Source organism: Variovorax sp. JS1663, assembly GCF_002157355.1.
In the GTDB taxonomy this organism is placed as follows: domain Bacteria; phylum Pseudomonadota; class Gammaproteobacteria; order Burkholderiales; family Burkholderiaceae_C; genus Variovorax.
The window spans coordinates 13,901-28,305 of the sequence record NZ_LYMK01000066.1; the positions used below are offsets into that span (position 1 = coordinate 13,901).

Here is a 14,405-nt window from a genome sequence, read left to right on the forward strand (position 1 = left end):
TTCTCTTTCCTCTTCACGCCCCCAATCCAAGGAGACCCTGACATGACCCTCTTCACCACCCGCCGTGCCGCCATCGCCGCCCTCGGCCTGGGCGCCGCGCTCACGGCCTTCGCGCCCCTGGCCTCGGCCCAGAGCGTGGCCGACATCAAGAAGAAGGGCGAGATCACGATCGGCATGCTGGTCGACTTTCCGCCCTACGGCACCACCGACGCGAAGAACCAGCCCGACGGCTACGACGCCGACGTGGCCAGGCTGCTGGCCAAGGACTGGGGCGTGAAGGCCAACATCGTGCCCGTCACCGGCCCGAACCGCATTCCCTTCCTCCTGACCAACAAGGTCGACCTGCTGGTGGCCTCGCTCGCGGTCACGCCGGAGCGTGCCAAGCAGGTGCAGTTCTCGCAGCCCTATGCGGCCGCGACCATCGTTCTCTACGGCAAGACCGGCAGCAACATCAAGGGCGCCGCCGACCTCAAGGGCGTGCGCGTGGGCGTGGCCCGCGCCAGCACGCAGGACGTGGCCGTGACCAAGGCCGCGCCGGAAGGCACCGAGATCCGCCGCTTCGACGACGACGCCTCGGCCATGCAGGCGCTGATCTCGGGCCAGGTCGATGCCATCGGCTGCTCGGTCACCGTGGCCGCGCAGATCGCCAAGCGCGTCCCGGCCAATACCTTCGAGAACAAGTTCACCCTGGTCCAGCAGGCGATGGCCATCGCGATGCGCCCGGGCCAGGACGACCTGCTGAAGAACGTCAACGACTTCGTCGCCAGGAACACGGCCAACGGCGAGCTCAACAAGCTCTACAACAAGTGGCTGCAGACGGATCTTCCGAAGCTGAACTGAGCACCGACCCATGACAGAGGCCATCGCCACCCACGCCGGCGCCGAATCCATCATCCGGATGGAAGCGGTGAACAAGTGGTACGGCACCTTCCAGGTGCTGACCGACATCGACCTCTCGGTGCGCACCGGCGAGCGCATCGTCATCTGCGGCCCGTCGGGCTCGGGCAAGTCCACGCTGATCCGCTGCATCAACCGCCTGGAGCAGGTGCAGAAGGGCAAGATCGTGGTCGACGGCATCGAGCTCACCGCCGGCGGCAAGAACGTCGACGCGGTGCGCGCCGAGGTCGGCATGGTGTTCCAGCAGTTCAACCTGTTCCCGCACCTGACCATCCTGCAGAACTGCACCCTGGCGCCGATGCGCTCGCGCGGCATGTCCAAGGCGCAGGCGGAAGAGGTGGCGATGAAGTACCTCACCCGCGTGCGCATCCCCGAGCAGGCGCACAAATACCCGAGCCAGCTCTCCGGCGGCCAGCAGCAGCGCGTGGCGATCGCCCGCGCCCTGTGCATGAGCCCCAAGATCATGCTGTTCGACGAGCCGACCTCCGCCCTCGACCCCGAGATGGTCAAGGAAGTGCTCGACACCATGATCGGCCTGGCCGAGGACGGCATGACCATGCTGTGCGTCACGCACGAGATGGGCTTCGCCCGCAGCGTGGCCGACCGCGTGATCTTCATGGCCGACGGCAAGATCGTCGAGCAGGCGCCCCCGGGCGAGTTCTTCGCACAGCCGAAGCACGAGAAGACGCGCCAGTTCCTGGGCCAGATCCTCAGTTCCCACCACGCCCACTGAAACCATGCCTCCTGTCCTGATCTCTCTGTCGTCCTTCGGCACGGCCGAGGTGGGTCGGCATGGCCAGCTGTGGTGCACGCGGCTCGCGCTGGAGGCCGGCGCGGACAGCGTGGAAGTGCGCGGCGAGCTGCTGCGCGAGCCGGCGGCCGAGCTCTCGGCCCTGGCTGGGCTGGCCTCGGTGTATTCCAGCCCCGAGGGCCTCTGGGCCACTGACGGCAGCCTGGACGAAGGCGCGCTCGCGCGGGGCCTGGCCGCCGCCGTCGCGCTGCGTGCCCATCGGCTCAAGATGTCGATCGGCGGCTTCGCGACGCCCTCGAAGTTCTCGTTGGCCAAGCTCAAGGCGCTGCTCGAGGCGCAGCCGGTGGAACTCGTGATCGAGAACGACCAGACCGAGCAGGCCGGCACCGTCGACGCGCTGCTGCGCTTCTTCGATGCGCAGCAGCAGGCCGGGCTGGACCTCGGCATGACCTTCGACATGGGCAACTGGCATTGGCTCGGCGAATGCCCGCTGCGCGCCGCCGAGGCGCTGGCGCCCCGCGTGCGCTACGTGCACTGCAAGGGCGTGCAGCGCCTGCCCGCCAAGTGGGTCGCCGTGCCGCTGGCCGATTCCATCGCGCCCTGGCGCGCGGTGCTGCGCGCCTTGCCGGCCGACGTGCCGCATGCCATCGAATATCCTCTGGTCGGCGATGATCTGGTGGCCGTCACCCGCGGCCAGGTCGCGCGGATCCGTGCCCTGCGAGGCCTTCCATGACTGACACTTCCTTCGACGTCGCGCTTTTCGGCGAAGCCATGATGCTGCTGGTGGCCGACCAGCCGGGCCCGATCGAGAACGCCACCGTCTTCCACAAGCGCACCGCCGGTGCCGAGACCAACGTTGCCATCGGCCTGTCGCGCCTGGGCCTGAAAGTGGGCTGGGCCAGCCGGCTCGGCACCGATTCGATGGGCCGCGCGCTGCTGGCCACCATGCAGGGCGAAGGCATCGACTGCTCGCACGTGATCAGCGACCCGGCGCAGCGCACCGGCTTCCAGTTCAAGGGCCGCGTCACCGACGGCAGCGACCCGCCGGTGGAATACCACCGCAAGGGCTCGGCCGCGAGCCACATGGGCCCGGCCGACGTGGACGAGCCCTGGCTGCGCTCGGCCCGCCACCTGCACGCGACCGGCGTGTTCGCCGCCATCTCCGACACCAGCCTGCAGGCCGCGTTGAAGAGCATGGAGGTGATGCGTGCCGCCGGCCGCAGCATCTCCTTCGATCCCAACCTGCGCCCCACACTGTGGTCCTCCAAGGAGGCCATGCGCCACTGGATCAACGAGCTCGCCGCGCGCGCCGACTGGGTGCTGCCCGGCATGGAAGAGGGCCTGCTGCTGACCGGCGAGAGCACGCCCGAGGGCGTGGCCCGCTTCTACCGTGCGCTGGGCGCGAAGCTGGTGGTGGTCAAGCTCGGCGCCGAGGGCGCCTACTACGACAGCGACACCGCCGGCACCGGCCGCGTCGCGGGCTTCCCGGTGGCGAAGGTGATCGACACCGTCGGCGCCGGCGACGGCTTCGCGGTCGGCGTGGTCAGCGCGCTGCTCGAAGGCCGCAGCGTGCCCGAGGCCGTGCGCCGCGCCGCCTGGATCGGTGCCCGCGCCGTGCAGGTGCTGGGCGACACGGAAGGCCTTCCCACGCGGGCCCAGCTGGACGAAGCGGGGTTGTGATGCGCAAGAAGGTCCTGGTCTTCCGCGAGCTGCCCGACGACCAGCTCGCGCGCCTGCAGGCGGCGCACGAGGTCACGGTGGCGAATCCGCGCATCGCGGCGCAGCTGCCGGCCTTCGAGGCCGCGCTGCCCGAGGCCCAGGGCCTGATCGGCTCCAGCTTCCCGGTCGACGACGTGCTGCTCGCGCGCGCGCCGAAGCTGGAGGTCATTTCCAGCGTTTCGGTGGGCGTGGACAACTACGCGCTGCCCGCCCTGCACGCGCGCGGCATCCTCCTGTGCCACACGCCGGGCGTGCTCGACGAGACCGTGGCCGACACCGTCTTCGCCTTGCTGATGGCCACCAGCCGGCGCGTGGTCGAGCTCTCCAACCTCGTGCGCGAGGGCCGCTGGACGAAGAACATCGGCGAGGACCTGTTCGGCTTCGACGTGCATGGCAAGACGCTGGGCCTGCTCGGCTTCGGCCGCATCGGCCAGGCCATCGCGCGCCGCGCGGCACTGGGCTTCGGCATGCCGGTGCTCTACCACGCGCGGCGCCCGGTCGACCTGGCGGCCCAGGCACCCGAGCTGCAGGGCAGGGCGCTGCACACGCCGCTCGACGAGCTGCTGGCGCGCGCCGACATCGCGGTCGCGATGCTGCCGCTGTCGGACAGCACCCGCGGCATGGTCGATGCCCACGTGTTCGGCCGCATGAAGCCCGGCGCGATCTTCATCAACGGCGGCCGCGGCGCCACCGTGCAGGAGCCGGCGCTGCTGGAGGCCCTCGACCGCGGCACCCTGCGCGCGGCCGGCCTCGACGTGTTCGCCACCGAGCCGCTGCCCGTGGATTCGCCGCTGCGCACCCACCCGCGCGTGACCCCGCTGCCGCACATCGGCTCGGCCACGCACGAGACCCGGCACGCCATGGCCGAGCTGGCCACCACCAACCTGCTGAAGGCGCTCGCCGGCGAGCGGCCCCTGGCGGTCTACGACACGGCCTTCGCGTGAAAAAGACAGCCAAGGCCACCATCGCCGACGTGGCGCGCGAGGCCGGCGTTTCCAAGGCCACCGTCTCGCGCTTCCTGAACCACCGCGAGCGCCTGCTGAGCGCCGACATCGCGACGCGCGTCGAGGCGGCGGTGGCCAAGCTGGCCTACACGCCCAGCCCGATGGCGCAGGCGCTCAGCCATGGCCGCTCGCGCCTGATCGGCCTGATCGTGGCCGACATCACCAATCCCTATTCGGTGGCCGTGCTGCGCGGCGCGGAGAAGGCCTGCCAGGAGGCCGGCTACCTGGTGATGCTGTTCAACCTCGGCAACGACGCCGAGCGCGAGCACGAGGCCATCGACGCGCTGGCCGGCTACCAGGTGGACGGGTTCATCCTCAACACCCTGGGCCGCGGCACCGGCCTGGTCGATCCCGACGTGCTGCACGGCAAGCCGGCGGTGCTGGTGGACCGCCGCCATCCCGACATGCACACCGACTTCGTCTCGCTGGACAACCCCGCCGCGATGAAGGCGGCTTGCGAACATCTGGTGGATGGAGGCTATCGCGAGCTGCTCTACATCACCGAGCCGCTCAAGGGCGTGAGCTCGCGGCGCGAGCGCACGGCGGCCTTCGGCGACTGCATCGCTGCCCACCAGCCGCGCGTGGCTGGCGAGGTGTTCGAAAGCGGTGGCGAGGACAGCGACGCGCTCGACGCAGCCCTGCAGGCCCTGCGCAAACGCGCGAAACGCGGCCGCCGCGCCGCCGTGCTGGCCGGCAACGCGGTCGTCACCCTGCGCGTGGCCTCGGCCATGGCGCGCCTGGGCTGGCAGTTCGGCGTCGAGCTCGGCTTCGTCGGCTTCGACGATCCCGAATGGGCGCCGCTGATCGGGCCGGGCCTGAGCACCATCGCGCAGCCGACCGATGCGATCGGGCGTGCCGCGGCGACCTGCCTGATCGAGCGCCTGCGGGGCCTGGAAGGGCCGCCAAGGCAGTTGCTGCTGCCGGGAGAACTGAGAGTGCGTGGATCGTCAGGCGTCTTGGTGGATTGAATTAATTGCCCTAAATGCGCCTCTTCAATGGCCATATGATGGTTTATAGGCAATAATCGGCCGGTTATTTTGTTTGGATGAGAACAATACAACAAACGGCTCAAATGTGCTCCTAAGGGCGAAAAGGTGTCATAATGGGCAAAAATAAGCCCTTTGATGAGATGCAGTCGTGAAAAGCGTCGATGCCACCCCTGATGAGATGGAAGCCGCCGTGGGCGAGCAGCTGCGGGCTCTGCGGATACATCGCAACATCGATCAAAAGACCTTGGCGGAGCGCGCCGGCGTGAGCGTACGCGCTCTGCGCAACCTCGAGAGTGGCGCCGGTTCTACGCTGCATACGATGGTCTGTGTCCTGCGCGCGCTCGGCCGTGAAGACTGGCTCCGGTCGGTCGGTCCGGTGGCCACGATCAACCCCTTGATGCTGTCCCGAAGTCATGCGCCCCGGCAGCGGGCAAGCAAAGCTCGAAAGGCCGGTGAGACGCGGCCGGGACCAGCTTGAGGAGGCGCCCGATTGGCCACGAGAAAAACAAGGCGTGCTTCAACCTACAAACCTGTCCATGGCATCGACGTCCACCTCTGGGGCATGCATGTCGGGGCCGTCGCGCTGGATCCGGCTTATGGGTGCTACGCGTTCGCCTACACCCCGGAATTCCAGGACAGCGGCATCGAGCCGGCTCCGCTGCGCATGCCTGCCCGGAGCAACACGGTCTATCTGTTTCCCGACTTGCCGGAGCCGACCTACAAGCGTCTGCCGGCGCTGCTGAGCGATGCCCTGCCGGACGACTTCGGCAACGCCCTGATCAACCGCTATATGGCAGACAAAGGCATCTCCGCCGCCGACGTCACTGCGCTCGACCGCCTCGCCTACATGAGCACGCGTGCCATGGGGGCCCTGAACTTCCGCCCCAGCCGCGGACCAGCCACGCAGAAGCCCACGGCCATCGTGCTCGGCAGCCTGGTCGAGGAAGCCCGCCGGGCGGTGACGGGCGATCTGGCCGGCGACGAGCATGCCAACGCCGCGCTGCGCAGCATCATCGAAGTCGGCACCTCGGCCGGCGGTGCCCGCGCGAAGGCCGTCATTGCGCTGAACCCCGACACGGAGGAAATCCGCGCCGGGCAGATGAACGTGCAGGAGGGCTTCGAGCATTGGCTGCTCAAGTTCGATGGCATGGGCCGTGACAGCGAGCTCGGCTCCTCGCAGGACTATGGCCGCATCGAATATGCCTACCATTTGATGGCACGGGCTGCGGGCATCAGGATGACCGACTGCCGCTTGCTCAAGGAAAACGGGCGTGCCCATTTCATGACCCGGCGCTTCGATCGTGGGGAGGGCGACATACGCCACCACATGCAGACACTCTGCGCGATGGACCACGTGGACTACAAGCTGAAGGGCACGAACGCCTACTCGCAGCTCTTCCAGGTCATTCGCCAGCTCGAGTTGCCCTACACCGACATGGAAGAGGCCTTCCGCCGCATGGTCTTCAACGTGATGGGCCGCAACTGCGACGATCACACGAAGAACTTCTCTTTCCTGCTCAAGCAGGGCCAGCCCTGGGAACTGGCGCCGGCGTACGACATCACCTTCGCCCACAACCCCCGGGGCGAGTGGACGCACCAGCACCTGATGTCGGTCAATGGCAAGTTCAAGGGCTTCCTCGAGGAAGACCTCTTGGCGGAGGCCGAGCGCCGGGGCATCGGTACGGCGCGCCGTGTGATCGATGAGGTACGCGCTGCCATTTTCGATTGGAGCCGGCATGCCGAGCAGGCGGGAGTCTCCGAAGCGCAAGCCAAGACCATCAAGGAACAACTGCTCCTGCTGCGTTGAACAATTCGACGCATCCTGTCCATCGTTGTGGCGCAAAGCGGGCGCTTCTCGACGCATTGACGGCTTCAGCCTGCCAGCCCTCCCATTTACAGTTTTTTGACACGAACTGTGAAGGAGACGCGCCATGAACCCCAACGACAAGAGCCCCATCCGCAAGGTGCTGGTGCTGGGCGCCGGCAAGGTCGGCGGCACCGTGGCCGACATGCTGGCGGAGTACCACCGCCTGCCGGTGACGCTGGCCGACCGCGTGCTGCCGCGCGGCGAGCCCGGCGACCGGTGGATCGAGCGCATCGCGCTGGACGTGGAGGACGCAGCCGCGCTCGCCGCGCTCATGGCCGGCCACCAGGCCGTGATCAACGCCTTGCCTTTCCATCTCGCCGCGCAGGTCGCCCGCGTCGCCGCCCGGCAGGGCCTGCACTACTTCGACCTGACCGAGGACCGCGCCGCCACCGAGGCCATCCGCGGGCTGGCCGCCAATGCCTCCGCCGTGCTGATGCCGCAATGCGGCCTGGCACCGGGCGTGATCGGCATGCTGGGCATGCAGCTGGCCGGCCGCTTCGACACCCTGCATGACCTGCGCCTGCGCGTCGGCGCGCTGCCGCGGCATGCGACCAACCGGCTGCGCTATGCCTTCACCTGGAGCATCGACGGGCTGATCAACGAATACTGCAACCCCTGCGCCGCCATCGTGCAGGGCGAGGCGGTGTCGGTGCAGCCGCTGGAAGGGCTGGAGACGCTGGTGCTGGAGGGCGAGGACTACGAGGCCTTCCACACCTCGGGCGGCCTGGGCACCCTGGCCGAGACGCTCGCGGGCCGCGTGCGCAACCTCGACTACAAGACCCTGCGCTACCCCGGCCACCGCGACGCGATGGACTTCCTGCTGAACGATCTGCGCCTGGTCGAGCGCCGCGCGCTGCTGCGGCAGGTGCTGGAGCATGCCGTGCCCCACACCCGCGACGACGTGGTGATCGTGTTCGCCGCCGCCAGCGGGGAGCGCCAGGGCCGCTTCGAGCAGGTCACCCGCATGGCGCGCATCCATGGCGGCCGGCTGCGCGGGGTCGACCGCACCGCGATCGAACTGGCCACCGCCGCCGGCGTGGTCGGCGTGTTCGAGCTGCTGCGCAATGGCCGGCTGCCGGCGCGCGGCTTCGTCGGGCAGGAGCAGGTGCCACTGGAGGCCTTCCTGGCCACCCGCGTCGGCCGCTGCTATGCGGCGCTGGGCGAGTCGACCGCGGCCGCCCCGGCCGGGCCGCACCCTGGGCATGCGCTGGTCCATACTTGGCCCGCGCCGGCACGGCATCGCCGGCGCCAGGAGACACGCCCATGAACGACGAAGAACGCGCACGCCTGCTCGACGACTGCGGCATCCACGCGGAGGAACGATCCGGCGGCAGCCTGCGCGTGCGCTCGCCCGTCGACGGCGCCGAGCTCGCACGCCTGCACGAGACGCCGCCCGCCGCGGTGGCGCAAGCCATCGACCGCGCGCAGGACGCTTTCACCCGCTGGCGCGAGGTGCCGGCCCCCGTGCGCGGCGAGCTGGTGCGGTTGTGGGGCGAGGAACTGCGCGAGGCCAAGGCGTCCATCGGCCGCGTGATCTCGAACGAGGCCGGCAAGATCGTGCAGGAGGGCCTGGGCGAGGTGCAGGAAGGCGTGGACATCTGCGAGTTCGCGCTGGGCCTGTCGCGCCAGCTCCACGGCCGCACCATCGTCTCGGAGCGCCCGGGGCACCGCATCATGGAGCAGTACCACCCGCTGGGGCCGGTGGCGATCATCACCGCCTTCAACTTCCCGAGCGCGGTGTTCGCCTGGAACGCGGCGATCGCGCTGGTCTGCGGCGACCCGGTGATCTTCAAGCCCTCGGAGAAGGCGCCGCTGTCGGGCCTGGCGACCTTCCGAGCGCTGGAGCGCGCCATCGCGCGCTTCGGCGATCGCGCGCCGGCCGGGCTGGCGCAGATCGTGATCGGCGGACGGGCGCAGGCCGAGGCGCTGGTCGACAGCCCGCTGGTGCCGCTGGTCTCGGCCACCGGCTCCACCCGCATGGGGCGCGAGGTCGGGCCGCGCGTGGCGGCGCGCTTCGGCCGCCGCATCCTGGAGCTGGGCGGCAACAACGCGATGATCGTCACGCCCGCGGCGGACCTGGACATGGCCGTGCGCGCCATCGTCTTCAGCGCGGTGGGCACCGCGGGCCAGCGCTGCACCTCGCTGCGGCGGCTGATCGTGCACCGCGAGGTGCGCGATGCGTTGCTCAAGCGGCTCCTGCCGGCCTACGAAAGCCTGCGCGTGGGCGATCCGATGGAGGAGGGCACCCTGGTCGGCCCGCTGATCGACCAGGCGGCCTTCGACGCCATGCAGCGCGCCATCGCCGATGCGAAGGCGCAGGGCGGGCGCCTCCTGTGCGGCGGCGAGCGCCTGCATGCCGAGCGTTTCGACGACGCGTACTACGTGCGCCCCGCCATCGCCGACATGCCCTCGCAGACCGAGGTGGTGCGCCGCGAGACCTTCGCGCCGCTGCTCTACCTGCTGGAGTACGAGGACCTGGGCCAGGCCATTGCCATCCACAACGACGTGCCGCAGGGCCTGTCTTCCTGCATCTTCTCGAACGACCTGCGCGAGGTGGAGCGCTTCCTCTCGGCCTCCGGCTCCGACTGCGGCATGGCCAACGTCAACATCGGGCCCAGCGGCGCGGAGATCGGTGGCGCCTTCGGCGGCGAGAAGGAGACGGGCGGCGATCGCGAGAGCGGCTCCGACGCGTGGAAGCAGTACATGCGCCGCACGACCAACACCATCAACTATTCGACCGAGCTGCCGCTGGCGCAGGGCATCCGGTTCGGGTGAATTTTCGAGGTCATTCTCATGCTTCAAATGCGTCCAGGGTGCGAGTGCTGCGACCGGGATCTGCCGCCCGACTCGCCAGACGCTCGAATCTGCTCCTTCGAGTGCACCTTCTGCAGCGACTGCTCGGACCGGCGTCTCGCCGGCACGTGTCCCAACTGCGGCGGCGAACTGCTTCCTCGCCCCAGGCGGCCGGCAGACAAGCTCGCGAAGTACCCGGCCTCGACTGAGCGCGTGTTCAAGCCCCAAGGCTGTGGGGCTGCATAGCTGACGAGGCCGCGGGATGCGCTGCCGCCGGCAGCGCCTGCGCGTGTTCGAGAACAGGGCCGAGGGACAGGAAGGCCCGGCCGGCCGGGGTGATCTCGCCCACCACGATGGCGGCTCGGGGCAGGCCGCCCCACTCGCAGGGGACGAGTTGCATCCACGCGCGGATGTGGCCAGCGTGGACCAGCGCAGCGGCAGGTTCGAAATCCTCGGGGTCCGAGAGGACGTGCGGAAGTGATTTCCGCGCAATGCGGTGGAGCAACGCGATTGGCACAAGATGCGCTGCGAGCGTCGCGCGTGCGGATTGTTGTGTCTTTCCTCTTCGTTCCATGGGCGATGAGGGTGCGTGGATGCCTGCTTTGCGTCTACAGACTTTGAGTAGCATCTTTGCGTGAACTCAGACCGTCGCTCATCCGGGTGCCGCCGTCCTCAGCCAAGAACGGATATCTACGCGCGGAACGTGCCGCGCGTGGCATTGCACAGGAGCAGCACGCCGATCTGGCGCAATGTTTCGCTGGACAACATAGAGCGACTCGCCAAGGCCCTTGGCGTGGATGTCTCGGTCCTTATGACTGTCTTTGATTGTCAGCGCCGCGAGTGGTCGATGTAGTCGACAGCCTCATCTGAGGCCGCCGTCTAACCGCAGCAACGGGCCCGAGAGGCGCGTTGGGTACGGTCGATAGCCGCCTTGCAGGCGTTTGCGGTCGTCCGGCCTGGTGCACCTGAACAGCTGCGAGCTCCCGGCCTACGGACATTCAAAACCGCGAGCGTCCAATGCCAAAAGACGACGCCCCTACCAGCGTAAGCGGAAATATCGTTGCCTCCGCAGGCGGGCAGCTTCGGCTTGGCCTTGCATCAGCGTTGCCGCAGGAGCAGCCCACTTTCGTCGCGCGATTGGTACCCTGTTTAAGGATCACGTCGGCTTTCGTGCACGGACTGGAGATTCGCGGCTAGCATTCCGGGCATGACCTCGCTCCCGCAGGGCACTGTCACCTTCCTGTTCTCAGACATCGAAGGCTCGACCCGGCTCGCCCAGCGCCTGGGCGATCAGCCCTGGTCGGAACTGCTGGAGGCGCATCGCATGCTGCTTCGCCGCACCTTTGCGACGCACGCGGGCACGGAGGTTGACACCCAGGGCGATGCGTTCTTCGTGGTGTTCACCCGTGCCGCTGATGCCGTCGCCTGCGCCGCAGCCGCGCAGCAGGCGCTGCTGTCGTATGCCTGGCCCGTCGACGACGCGGTGAAGGTGCGCATAGGAATCCACACCGGTGAGGCGGTCGTGCGCGATCACTGCTACATCGGACAGGAGGTGCACCGCGCCAGCCGCATCTGCAATGCTGCCCACGGCGGCCAGGTGGTGCTCTCGCAAACGACGGCGGAACTCATTCGGGCGAATCTGCCCGCCGGCTCGGCACTGAAGGCCATTGGTGAGCATCGACTGAAGGATCTCAACGAGCCGCAGCGCCTGTTTCAATTGGTGGCCCCAGGCCTGCCGAGCGAGTTCGCGCCGCTTCGCGGCTTTCGAGCGCCGACCAATCTACCGGCGGAGCGCTCGACCTTCATCGGCCGCAGTCTCGAAGTCAAGGCCTTGAGGTCTGCACTTGCGAGCTGCCGGCTGATCACGCTCGCAGGCATCGGCGGCTCCGGAAAGACGCGCCTTGCGCTGCGCGTCGGCGCGCTGGAACTGGACCATTTCCCCGACGGAGTATTTTTTGTCGATCTCTCAGCCGTGACGGATCCCGAGTCGGTGGCCCCCACTTTGGCACTGGCCTGCGGAGTCAACCCGGGCGACTCGGTCCCAGGCCCATCGAGCAGCCTGTGTTCGCGCTTGGTATCCGCGCTGGAACCGCGCCGCGCGCTACTGCTCGTCGACAACTGCGAGCATCAGCTGAGCGCAGTCTCGGAACTGCTGGATCAGCTTCTGGCAGGCTGTGCACGCCTGGCCCTGCTGGCGACCAGCCGCGAACCGTTGGGGCTCGAAGGCGAAATGGTCGTGCAGGTGCCGTCGTTGCCGTTTCCGCAGGACGCCGGGACCGGCATGGTGACGGACGCGATGCTTTTGTTTATTGAACGAGCGAAATCGGTCAACTCGTCGTTCCTGGTTGACGAAAGCTGCATGCCGCAGATCGCGGAAATCTGCCGACGACTCGACGGCATCCCGCTGGCCATCGAGTTGGCAGCCGCGCGCGTTTCGCATCTGTCTGTTCTGCAGATCGCGCAGCGGCTGGAAGATCGCCTTCGCATGCTTTGCGGAGGGCGCCGGCGAGCCCTGCGCCAGCAGACCCTGCTTGCTTCACTGGACTGGAGCCACGACCTGCTCACGGCCGACGAGCGAATCGTCTTCCGACGCCTTGCCGTATTCGCAGGCGGGTTCACGCTGGAAGCAGCAGAGGCCGTGTGCAGCGGCAACGGCATTCCGTCCGGTGCCGTCCTCGATCTGCTTGCATCGCTGCTTGCCAAGTCTCTCTTATCGATCGGGGAAGGCCGGGGTGGCAACTCCAGATACCGCCTGCTGGAGACCGTGCGCCTGTACTCTTTGGAGAAACTTGGTGCAGCAGACGAAGCGCTCGCGCTGCGCTCCCGGCATCGAGACTATTTCCTGGCCTGGCTCGAGTCCGCTGAGATGGATGATCGGATCTTCGGAACGGATTCAATGGATGCCATTGGCCAGGAGTTCGAGAATCTTCGAGGCGCCATCGATTTCTGCTGGTCCGACGATCGAATCGATCTTGTCGTGCGCATGGTTACGCTGATGGCGGGATTCTGGGTCACGAGTGCGTCGCACCGGATCCCGATGGCGATGCTCGAACGCGCGCTGGGGCGCGAGGAACGCCTGCCCCTCGAACTGCGCGTGGCCGGCCATGCGCTGCTTGGGTGGCTGGGCATCTTGGCGATCGATGCGGCGCCCGCGGCGGTGGGCGACAGTGCGCAAGCCGCCGCGTTGGCGGCCGGACGGGTGGGTGCGTTCTCGACGATGGCCTGCACGCTTCGCTCGTTCGCGTGCGCTGTGATCGGGTCCATTCCGGGGGCCGCGCCCAGTCTGATCGAGGAAGCACACCACCGCGCCGAGGCGGCCGTCGTCAACGCCCGCGCGTGCCTGTCCGGGGCATGGATCGCCTTCACGGAGAGCAATTTCGGCCAGGTGGAGATGCATCTCGGAAACCTTGAGAGCGCAGCGCACTGGTATCGCGCGAGCTTCGCCAGTTGCCGCAGACTCAGCTTCAATGTCTGGCTCGCACCTATGGCCGCATCCGGGTTGACTACCTCGTTGCATCTGCTCGGCAGGAACGATGAGGCCCTAGAGGCCGCACTTGCCTACCTGGCACTGGCCGCGAGCACAGGTTCGCAGTTGTCATGGCTTGACGGCCACTTCATTGAAGTCGTGCCCGCGCTTTTCGTCGGCGGACGGCGAGTGCAGGCTGAGCGCGAGTTGCGCAGCCGCGCAAACGTCATGCGCTACAACGGCGTGTACAAGGCGCCCAACCATTTCCTGGGCGTGGCTGGTGTGGTGGAATTTCTGCGCGGGCGGCCCGACCGAGCCGCCCGTCTGCTGGCCGCGGCGCGCACGGTATGCGGCGCCGACAAGGATCTGATCTCATTCCGCACCCCCGGCAGCCTGGCTTACTACCGTCACTATCAGCCGCTAGTGCGCGACGCCCTGGGGCCCGACGCCGCAAAGCGTGCGCGCGACGAAGGACGCAGGATGAGCCTGGACGACGCCTTCAGTTATGCTTTGCAGTGACATCTGTCACAAGTGCGGACGGCGCTCCCTCACGCTGTGAGCCTTGGAGGGGATTCCATGCGTGCACAGCATCGTACGCCGCGGCGGCGCGGACGCGAGGCGTCATGACCGGAAAGGCGCAGGGCAGCGGGAGCGGTCAGTGAGAAGGGAGTGTGCCAACATCCGTAGAGGGCCCTTTGCCGAAGTTCGCTGCGCTCCATTGCCGACCTTCAGGCACCGCCGTCGGCTTGGATGGCGTAGCTCGCGAAGGAAGCGGTGAACAAGAACTCGCTGCTCAGTATGCAATGGGATGGACGCCCCCACCCGTAGACGGCATCGAAGTGCCACAGTGGATGTGTCAGCAACCACTCAATCGGAAGGAGCGTCCACCATGGAGATTACGACGATCGGCCTTGACGAT

The 14,405-nt window shown here is 67.8% G+C and carries 13 protein-coding genes; 12 read left to right on the top strand and 1 reads right to left on the bottom strand.

Annotated elements, in window-relative coordinates:
* Positions 1-42: 42 nt before the first annotated feature.
* From A8M77_RS32000 to A8M77_RS32050, 11 genes are all read left to right on the top strand, one after another.
* The gene (locus A8M77_RS32000; RefSeq protein ID WP_086925512.1) at positions 43-840 is read left to right on the top strand and encodes a transporter substrate-binding domain-containing protein; all 798 of its coding nucleotides are present in this window, start codon (positions 43-45) and stop codon (positions 838-840) included.
* A 10-nt stretch (positions 841-850) separates the two neighbouring features.
* Positions 851-1,630, top strand: coding sequence for an amino acid ABC transporter ATP-binding protein (locus A8M77_RS32005; protein ID WP_086925513.1), 780 nt, complete (start codon positions 851-853; stop codon positions 1,628-1,630).
* 4 nt (positions 1,631-1,634) lie between these two features.
* Complete coding sequence (locus tag A8M77_RS32010; RefSeq protein ID WP_086925514.1) at positions 1,635-2,381, top strand: sugar phosphate isomerase/epimerase family protein; 747 nt, start codon at positions 1,635-1,637, stop codon at positions 2,379-2,381.
* The gene (locus A8M77_RS32015; RefSeq protein ID WP_086925515.1) at positions 2,378-3,328 is read left to right on the top strand and encodes a sugar kinase; all 951 of its coding nucleotides are present in this window, start codon (positions 2,378-2,380) and stop codon (positions 3,326-3,328) included. Before A8M77_RS32010 ends, A8M77_RS32015 begins: the two co-directional genes overlap by 4 nt.
* Positions 3,328-4,311, top strand: a complete 984-nt coding sequence (locus A8M77_RS32020; protein WP_086925516.1) for a 2-hydroxyacid dehydrogenase — start codon at positions 3,328-3,330, stop codon at positions 4,309-4,311. The genes A8M77_RS32015 and A8M77_RS32020 overlap by 1 nt, the downstream gene beginning before the upstream one ends.
* The gene (locus A8M77_RS32025) at positions 4,308-5,339 is read left to right on the top strand and encodes a LacI family DNA-binding transcriptional regulator (RefSeq protein ID WP_086925517.1); all 1,032 of its coding nucleotides are present in this window, start codon (positions 4,308-4,310) and stop codon (positions 5,337-5,339) included. The genes A8M77_RS32020 and A8M77_RS32025 overlap by 4 nt, the downstream gene beginning before the upstream one ends.
* A gap of 169 nt (positions 5,340-5,508) precedes the next feature.
* Entirely contained in the window at positions 5,509-5,838 is a 330-nt protein-coding gene (locus A8M77_RS32030) for a helix-turn-helix domain-containing protein (protein WP_238137050.1), read from the top strand.
* 12 nt (positions 5,839-5,850) lie between these two features.
* Positions 5,851-7,167 carry a type II toxin-antitoxin system HipA family toxin gene (locus A8M77_RS32035; protein WP_272947466.1) on the top strand — a complete coding sequence of 439 codons (1,317 nt, stop codon included), beginning with the start codon at positions 5,851-5,853 and terminating at the stop codon, positions 7,165-7,167.
* Positions 7,168-7,291: 124 nt separating this feature from the next.
* Complete coding sequence (locus A8M77_RS32040) at positions 7,292-8,494, top strand: saccharopine dehydrogenase family protein (RefSeq protein WP_086925519.1); 1,203 nt, start codon at positions 7,292-7,294, stop codon at positions 8,492-8,494.
* A complete protein-coding gene (amaB, locus tag A8M77_RS32045) occupies positions 8,491-10,002 on the top strand; it encodes an L-piperidine-6-carboxylate dehydrogenase (RefSeq protein ID WP_086925520.1) in 1,512 nt (503 codons plus the stop codon). The genes A8M77_RS32040 and amaB overlap by 4 nt, the downstream gene beginning before the upstream one ends.
* 18 nt (positions 10,003-10,020) lie before the next feature.
* Complete coding sequence (locus A8M77_RS32050; protein WP_086925521.1) at positions 10,021-10,266, top strand: DUF1272 domain-containing protein; 246 nt, start codon at positions 10,021-10,023, stop codon at positions 10,264-10,266.
* Here A8M77_RS32050 and A8M77_RS36535 read toward each other — a convergent pair.
* Positions 10,238-10,420, bottom strand: a complete 183-nt coding sequence (locus tag A8M77_RS36535; RefSeq protein WP_192871709.1) for a hypothetical protein — start codon at positions 10,418-10,420, stop codon at positions 10,238-10,240. The two genes, A8M77_RS32050 and A8M77_RS36535, sit on opposite strands and share 29 nt — an antisense overlap.
* A gap of 807 nt (positions 10,421-11,227) precedes the next feature.
* On the opposite strand from A8M77_RS36535, the gene A8M77_RS32060 reads away from it, so the two are divergent.
* Positions 11,228-14,005 (top strand): adenylate/guanylate cyclase domain-containing protein, encoded by a 2,778-nt coding sequence (locus tag A8M77_RS32060; protein ID WP_086925523.1) that lies wholly within the window; start codon positions 11,228-11,230, stop codon positions 14,003-14,005.
* The last annotated feature ends 400 nt before the right edge of the window (positions 14,006-14,405 follow it).